This window comes from Hydrogenophaga sp., assembly GCF_051007235.1.
GTDB lineage: Bacteria > Pseudomonadota > Gammaproteobacteria > Burkholderiales > Burkholderiaceae_C > Hydrogenophaga.
This window is the reverse complement of sequence record NZ_JBPCSJ010000161.1, coordinates 1-7,927: the sequence shown is the minus strand read 5'-3', so window position 1 is coordinate 7,927 and position 7,927 is coordinate 1. Positions and strand designations below refer to the sequence as shown.

General features: G+C 65.7%; 7 protein-coding genes. All 7 read right to left on the bottom strand.

What is annotated here, in order from left to right:
• Positions 1-659: ABC transporter ATP-binding protein (locus ACR2JA_RS05865; RefSeq protein ID WP_434008172.1), on the bottom strand; the 659-nt coding region annotated here is incomplete at its 3' end.
• Between the two features lie 13 nt (positions 660-672).
• Positions 673-1,467, bottom strand: coding sequence for an ABC transporter ATP-binding protein (locus ACR2JA_RS05860; RefSeq protein ID WP_434008173.1), 795 nt, complete (start codon positions 1,465-1,467; stop codon positions 673-675).
• Between the two features lie 41 nt (positions 1,468-1,508).
• Positions 1,509-2,798 (bottom strand): branched-chain amino acid ABC transporter permease, encoded by a 1,290-nt coding sequence (locus tag ACR2JA_RS05855; protein ID WP_434008171.1) that lies wholly within the window; start codon positions 2,796-2,798, stop codon positions 1,509-1,511.
• A 5-nt stretch (positions 2,799-2,803) separates the two neighbouring features.
• Positions 2,804-3,826, bottom strand: a complete 1,023-nt coding sequence (locus tag ACR2JA_RS05850) for a branched-chain amino acid ABC transporter permease (protein WP_434008170.1) — start codon at positions 3,824-3,826, stop codon at positions 2,804-2,806.
• A 229-nt stretch (positions 3,827-4,055) separates the two neighbouring features.
• Complete coding sequence (locus ACR2JA_RS05845; RefSeq protein ID WP_434008169.1) at positions 4,056-5,285, bottom strand: branched-chain amino acid ABC transporter substrate-binding protein; 1,230 nt, start codon at positions 5,283-5,285, stop codon at positions 4,056-4,058.
• Between the two features lie 136 nt (positions 5,286-5,421).
• On the bottom strand, positions 5,422-6,690 hold the full coding sequence (locus tag ACR2JA_RS05840) for an ABC transporter substrate-binding protein (RefSeq protein ID WP_434008168.1): 1,269 nt from the start codon (positions 6,688-6,690) through the stop codon (positions 5,422-5,424).
• A gap of 6 nt (positions 6,691-6,696) precedes the next feature.
• Positions 6,697-7,927: AMP-binding protein (locus tag ACR2JA_RS05835; protein ID WP_434008167.1), on the bottom strand; the 1,231-nt coding region annotated here is incomplete at its 5' end.

The following is a 7,927-nucleotide window of genomic DNA, read 5'->3' as shown; positions in this document are numbered from 1 at the left end:
GCGCGGAGCGAATCCGGCGTGCCCTGGAACACGATGCTGCCGTGGCCCATGACCAGCGCCCGGTCGGAAATGTTCATGGCGATGGTGAGCTTCTGCTCGATCAGCAGCACCGAAATGCCGCGCCCTTTGAGCTTCTGCAGGTACTGGCCCACCAGCTCCACGATCTTGGGCGCCAGGCCTTCGGTGGGCTCGTCGATGATGATGAGGTCGGGGTCTCCCATGAGCGTGCGGCACAGGGTCAGCATCTGCTGTTCACCGCCCGAGAGCACGCCCGCTTCGGTGTGCTGGCGTTCCTTCAGGCGCGGGAACATGGCGTACATGTCGTCGAAGCTCCAGCGGGAGCCTTGGCCCTTGCCCTTCTGACCCAGCAGCAGGTTCTGGTGCACCGTGAGCTTGGGAAAAATGTCGCGGTTTTCCGGCACGTAGCCAATACCCAGATGCGCGATCTCAAAAGGCTTCTGGCCCTGGATGCCCTGCCCTTTCCATTCGATGCGGCCCTCGCAATCGACCAGGCCCATGATGGCCTTGGCCGTGGTGGAGCGCCCCGATCCGTTGCGGCCCAGCAAGGCCACGATTTCGCCCTTGCCCACCTCGAACGAAACGCCGTGCAGCACATGGCTCTTGCCGTAGTAGGCGTGGAGGTTGTCGATCTTCAGCATGTCGGTGCCTCCTTCAATGTCCAACCGATGCTGCTTGTTCGTCGGCCAGCACCGAGCCCAGGTAGGCCTCCTGCACCTTGGGGTTGGCGCGCACGGCCTCGGGCGTGTCGAAGGCGATCACCTCGCCGTACACCACCACCGCGATCTTGTCGGCCAGGCCGAACACCACGCCCATGTCGTGCTCCACCGTCAGCAGGGTCTTGCCCACCGTCACCTCGCGGATCAGGTCGATGAAGCGGCTGGTCTCGCTCTTGCTCATGCCGGCCGTGGGTTCGTCCAGCAGGATGACGTTGGCGCCGCCGGCGATGGTGATACCGATCTCCAGCGCACGCTGCTCGGCATAGGTCAGGTTCATGGCCAGGGTTTCGCGCTTCTTGTCCAGCCGGATCATCTTCATGAGTTCTTCTGCGCGTTCGTTGGCGTCGCGCAGGTCGGCCAGGAAGCGGAACAGCGTGTACTTGTAGCCCAGGCTCCAGAGCACGCCGCAGCGCAGGTTCTCGAACACGCTGAGCTTGGGGAAGATGTTGGTGATCTGGAAGCTGCGCGAGAGACCCAGGCGGTTGATCTCGAACGGCTTCTTGCCGTCGATGCGGGTGCCGTTGAGCACCACCTCGCCGCTGCTGGGCTCGAAGCGGCCCGAGATCAGGTTGAACAGCGTGGACTTGCCCGCGCCGTTGGGGCCGATGATGGCCACGCGCTCGCCGGGGCGCACCGCCAGTTGAACCCCGCGGATGATCTCGGTCTTGCCAAAGCTCTTGCGCAGGTCGCGCAGCTCCAGCGCGTAGCCACCCGAGTGCACGTGGCTCATGGACTGGTCGTGGGGCGCCGCGGGCGCATTCGTCACGGTGCTCATTGCGTCTCCCGGCGCTTGATTTCTTTTTCGATGTCGGTCTGGATGGCCGACCACTGCTGCAGGAACTGGCGCCGGGCCAGCTCGAAGATGCCCAGGCCGGTCAGCGTCACAAAGACCGACCCGAACCAGCTACCGACCTGCGAGGGGTGCAGGGTCATGCCCAGGTAGCGCAGTTCGTCGCCCATGGCGGCATCCAGCTTGAGGTGGTAGATCATCTCGACCATGGAGCCCGCGCCCAGCAGCACCACCAGCGCCGTTACCCCCAGCGCCAGGTAAGCGACCCACACCTCGCGCAGGCGGCCGAACGAGGCCACGCGCAGGTTCATCATGATCAGGCTGGCAATGCCGCCCGGCGCGTACATGACCATGAACAGGAAGATCAGACCCAGGTACAGCAGCCAGGCCTTGGTCAGTTCGGACAGCAGCACCGCGGCCAGCACCATGAGCACGCCGCCGATGATGGGACCGAAGAAGAACGTGGCGCCGCCCAGGAAGGTGAACAGCAGGTAGCCGCCCGAGCGCGCCGCGCCCACCACTTCGGCGGTGACGATCTCGAAGTTGATGGCGCCCAGGCCGCCCGCGATGCCAGCGAAAAAGCCCGCGATCATGAACGCCAGGTAACGCACCTTCTGCGTGTTGTAGCCGATGAACTCCACGCGCTCCGGGTTGTCGCGCACCGCGTTGAGGATGCGGCCCAGCGGCGTGCGCGTGAAGGCGAACATCAGCGCCACGCAGACGAAGGTGTAGACCGCGATCAGGTAATAGACCTGCACCGGCGGACCGAACGTGATGCCCATGAAGGGGTCGCCGACCACGCGGTTGCCCGAGACACCCGCCTCACCGCCGAAGAACTCGGAGAACATCAGCGACATGGCGAACACCAGCTCGGCCATGCCCAGGGTGATCATGGCGAACGGGGTGCCGGCCTTCTTGGTCGTCACGTAGCCGAACAGGACCGCGAAGAACAGGCCGGCCAGGCCACCGACCAGCGGGATCAGGCTCACCGGGATCGGCCAGCCGCCGCCGCTGGCCCAGTTGAGCGCGTGGATGGCCAGGTAGGAACCCAGGCCGGTGTAGACCGCGTGGCCGAAGCTGAGCATGCCGCCCTGCCCCAGCAGGATGTTGTAGGACAGGCAGGCGATGATGGCGATGCCCATCTGCGTGAGCATGGTCACCGACAGGTTGCTGCTGAACACCAGCGGTGCGACCAGCAGCACCAGGGCGAACAGCGACCAGACCAGCCAGCGGCCGACGTTCAGGGGTTTGAATTCGTAATACTGTTTCATCGCCATCAGCCCTCACGCGTCCCGAGCAGCCCCTTGGGCCGGAAGATGAGGATCAGCACCAGGAAGAGATACGGCAGGATGGGCGCCACCTGCGACAGGGTGAGCTTGAGCACCGAGTTGTTCCGTGCGGCATCGGACAGTTGCATGCCCATCTGCTGCGCCACGCTGATGAACGAATGGTCCAGACCCACAGCGAAGGTCTGCAGCACACCGATGAGCAGTGACGCGAGGAACGCGCCCGAGAGCGAGCCCATGCCGCCGACCACCACCACCACGAAGATCACCGAACCGACCGTGGCTGCCATGTTGGGTTCGGTCACGAAGGTGCTGCCGCCGATGACCCCGGCCAGACCGGCCAGGCCGGTGCCGGCACCGAACACCAGCATCAGCACCCGCGGCACGTTGTGGCCCAGGCTCTCCACCATTTCGGGGTGCGTGAGCGAGGCCTGGATCACCAAGCCGATGCGGGTGCGGGTGAGCAACAGCCACAGCGCCACCAGCATGAGCAGGGCCACCAGCATCATGAAGGCACGGGTGGCCGGGAACGGGGTGCAGATCACCCCTTCGGCGCTGCAGACGCCCTGGGCGGCCACCCCGAGGACGAACTCCAGGCTGTCATTGGCGTGGTGCACCAGGGTGAACGCCGGCCCGCGCAGGATATCGGCCGGCGGAAACTCCACCGCCGTGCGGCCCCAGATCAGCTGCACCAGTTCCAGCACGATGTAGGACAGGCCGAAGGTCACCAGCAGTTCGGGTACATGGCCGAACTTGTGCACCTTGCGCAGCGTCAGCCGCTCGAACAGCGCGCCCAGCAGGCCCACCGCCAGCGGTGCCACGATGAGCGCTGGCCAGAACCCCACCAGCTGCGACACGGAGTAGCCGATGTAGGCCCCCACCATGTAGAAGCTCGCGTGAGCGAAGTTGAGCACGCCCATCATGCTGAAGATGAGGGTCAACCCCGAGCTCAACATGAACAGCAGCAAGCCGTAGCTCACGCCGTTGAGCATGGAGATGATGAAGAACTCCATGGAACAGGCCTTTCGAGGGCGAAACGTGGGGGAGGAAAGCTATAAAACTGAGAGCAGCGCCGAGTATGGCCTGCCCGCATTCAACAGCAGGTCACCGTGCGGACCACATGCAGAAAACAGGTTGGTCACCGGCGCGGGTGCGTCTGTCCAGAGCGCGGCGGAACCGGCTTTGCCGGGCCGCTCGCGCTGCCCCCTGGGGGGTGACGCGAAGCGGCGCGGGGGGGCACATTCAGGGCCGCTTCATCTGGCAGCTGGTGGGCGTGCTCGACACGTAGGACGGGAATTCCTTGACCGGTGCCAGCGTCATGCCGGTGTTCTCCGGGCTGTAGGGATACTTCTTGTCGGCCTTCTGCCAGACGGTCAGGTACAGCGGCTGCTGCAGCTGGTGGTCCAGCTTGCGCACTTCCACTTCGCCGTTGAAGTTGTTGACCTTCAGGCCTTCCATGGCCGCGGCCACCTTGACCGGATCGGTGGACTTGGCCTTGGCCATGGCGGTGCCCAGCACGTTCAGCGCCGAGGGAATGGCACCCGTGAACATGTCGTCCCTGTACTTGGTCTTGAAGCCTTCCATCCACTTGCCCATCTGCCCGCCCATGTTGTAGTGCGAGTAGGCCACCTGGAACACTCGGCCCTCGCCGCCCGTGCCCAGGGCGGTCGGCGTGCCGGTCACGCCGGTGTAGTAGGTGTAGAACTTGCCGGTGTAGCCGCCTTCGTTGGCCGCCTTGATCAGCAGCGCGAGGTCGGAGCCCCAGTTGCCGGTGATCACCGTGTCGGCGCCCGAGGCCTTGATCTTGGCGATGTAGGGCGCGAAGTCGCGCACCTGGGCCAGCGGGTGCAGGTCTTCGCCGACCACCTTCACGTCCGGGCGCTTGCGGGCCAGGTTTTCCTTGGCGAACTTGGCGACCTGCTGACCGTGCGAGTAGTTCTGGTTGAGCAGGTAGACGTTCTTGACGTCCTTCTGGTCCTTCATGAAGGTCGTCATCGCCTCCATCTTCATGGAGGTGTCGGCGTCGAAACGGAAGTGCCAGTAGCTGCACTTGCTGTTGGTGAAGTCCGGATCGACCGCGGCGTAGTTCAGGAAGATCACTTCCTTGCCCGGGTTGCGCTCGTTGTGCTTGTTGATGGCATCGATCAGCGCGCCGGCCACCGACGAGCCGTTGCCCTGCGCGATGTAGCGCACGCCCTGGTCCAGCGCCGCCTTGAAGGCGTTCAGGCTTTCGGCCGGGCTGAGCTTGTTGTCAAAGGGAACGATCTCGAACTTCACGCCGGCCGGGTTGCTCTTGGTGAATTCCTCGGCAAAGTACTGCCAGCTGCGCATCTGGTTCAGACCGAGCGGACCCATCAGGCCAGTCTGCGGATCGATCAGCGCGATCTTGACGGTTTCACCCTTCTGGGCGAAGGCCGACGACAGGGTCAACGACAGGGCTGCAACGGCAACAGATTTCAGGACGAAGTTCACAAAGAGTCTCCTGTAGGAATGAAAACCCCAGCGTACCGGGCTACCTCCCGAGACGGCTCAGGGATTGCCCCTAGGGCCTATCGCACAGGCGACTGCGCTCGCACAAACGTAGCGGCGCAGCCCCGTGCAGCGCCCATCAGGGGCGCGGCATCTGGCAGGTGGAGGGGCTGCTCACCTGCGCGGCATCGAAGAATCGGACCGGTGCAAAGGTGTAGCCCGTGCCCTCTGCGCTGCGCGGGTGCTGCGGGCTCACGCGCTCCCAGCGGGCCACCACCAGACCGGTTTGCAGCTGGTGGTCGTCCGCGCGCATCTGCACCGCACCGCTGGCCCCTTCAAAGCCCAGGCCAGCCAGCTGCGTGGCCACCCGTGCGGGGTCGGTGGAACCGGCGCGCGCCATCGCCAGACCCAGCATGCGGATGCCGTCGTAGCTGGCGGTGACCACCAGGTCTTCACCGAAGCGCTGCTGGAATTCGGTGGCCAGCGCCGCCAGTGGGCCGCCCTGGTTGGGGTGGGTGGTGGCCACCAGGTACACCGGCAGCTTGTCACCGGTGGCGGCCAGCACGGTGGGGGTGCCCACCAGCTGGGGGTAGTAGCCGAGCACGGGCAGCTCCAGGCCTTGCGCTTGCAAGGCCTGCAACAGGCGGCGCAGATCGACGCCCCAGTTGCCGGTGACCAGGGCCCGCGCGCCGGATGCGCGGATGCGCTGCGCGTGCGCGGTGAAATCCTGCAGCACAAAGGGCTGGTGCAGCTCTTCCCCGACCACCCGCACCCGTGGCGCCTGCCGGGCCAGCTCGGCCTTGAAGTAGGCGGCTAACTGCTGGCCGTGGGCGTAGTTCTGGTTGAGCAGGTAGACCTTGTCCATGTCGGGCTGCGACGCCATGAAGGCGACCAGCGCCCGCGCCTTCATCGACGTGTCGGCGTCGATGCGGAAATGCCAGGGGCTGCAGTGTTCCCCCGTCAGCGCAGGGTCCATGGCGGCGTAGTTGATGAGCAGCACCGCCTTGTCGGGCCGCATCTGGTTGTGGCGGGCGATGGCTTCGGACAGCGCTGCCGTCACCCCCGATCCGTTGCCCTGCACGACGTAACGAAAGCCCTGGTCGATGGCCACCTTCAGGGCGTTCAGGCTCTCCTGCGGCGAACCCTTGTTGTCAAAGCCCGCCACGCGGAACCGTACGCCCGACGGGGTGTGCAGGCGCTCGGCCATGAACTGCCAGCTGTGCAGGCTGTTGCGCCCGATGTCGCCCGCCGGCCCGGACAGCGGGTCGATGAACGCGATGCGCACCGGCGGCCCGTCGGCGCGCCCGATGGCCCGCACCGGTGCGGCCGTGGCCGCGAGCCAAGCTGTGCCGGCGACCAGCCACTGGCGCCGGCGCAGCGGTGGCGGGGAGGCCCCAGCGTTGCGCATGCCGCGTCAGACCCCGGGCAGCACGTAGTCCTTGAGCTGCTGGCGCAGCGTCATTTTCTGCATCTTGCCGGTGGCGCCGAGCGGAATCGCATCGACGAACACCACGTCGTCGGGCACCTGCCACTTGGCGATCTTGCCTTCGTAGAAGGCCAGCAGCTCTTCGCGCGTGACTTCAGCGCCCGGCTTCTTCATCACCACCACGATGGGGCGCTCGTCCCACTTGGGGTGCTTCATGCCGATGCAGGCAGCCATGGCCACGGCCGGGTGGGCCATGGCGATGTTCTCCACATCGATCGAGCTGATCCACTCGCCGCCGGACTTGATCACGTCCTTGCTCCGGTCGGTGATCTGCATGAAGCCATCGGCGTCGATGGTGGCCACGTCACCGGTGGGGAACCAGCCCTTGCCGTTGGCGTCGTAGCGCAGCGGGTCGCCGCCCTCGCCCTTAAAGTAGCTCGCAATGATCCAGGGGCCGCGCACCAGCAGGTCGCCATAGGCCTTGCCGTCCCAGGGCAGCTCGTTGCCCGATTCGTCCACGATCTTCATGTCCACGCCGTAGACCGCGCGGCCCTGCTTCAGGCGCACCTTCAGCTGCTCGTCGGCCGGCAGCGCCAACTGTGCGTTCTTGAGCGTGCAGACCGTGCCCAGCGGGCTCATCTCGGTCATGCCCCAGGCGTGCAACACCTCCACGCCATAGGTGTCGTTGAACGCGTTGATCATGGCCGGCGGGCAGGCCGAGCCGCCGATGACGGTGCGCTTCATGGTGCTGAACTTCAGACCGTTTTGCTGCATGTGGCCCAGCAGCATCTGCCAGACGGTGGGCACGCCGGCGGCCATGCTCACCTTTTCGGATTCGATCAGCTCGTAGACCGATTTGCCGTCCATCGCCGGGCCGGGGAACACCAGCTTGCAGCCCACGGCCGCGGCCGAGTACGGCAGGCCCCAGGCGTTGACGTGGAACATCGGCACCACCGGCAGGATGGAGTCGCGCGCCGAGCAGCCCAGTGCGTCGGGCAGCGCCGCGCCGTAGGCGTGCAACAGCGTGGAGCGGTGCGAGTACAGCGCGGCCTTGGGGTTGCCCGTGGTGCCGCTGGTGTAGCACATGCTCGATGCGCTGTTTTCGTCCAGCTCGGGCCAGACGTAGGTCTCGCTCTGGGCGCTCATCCACGCCTCGTAGCTCACCAGGCCCGGCACGCCGGACCCGGCCGGCAGCTTGTCGGCATCGCACAGGGCAATC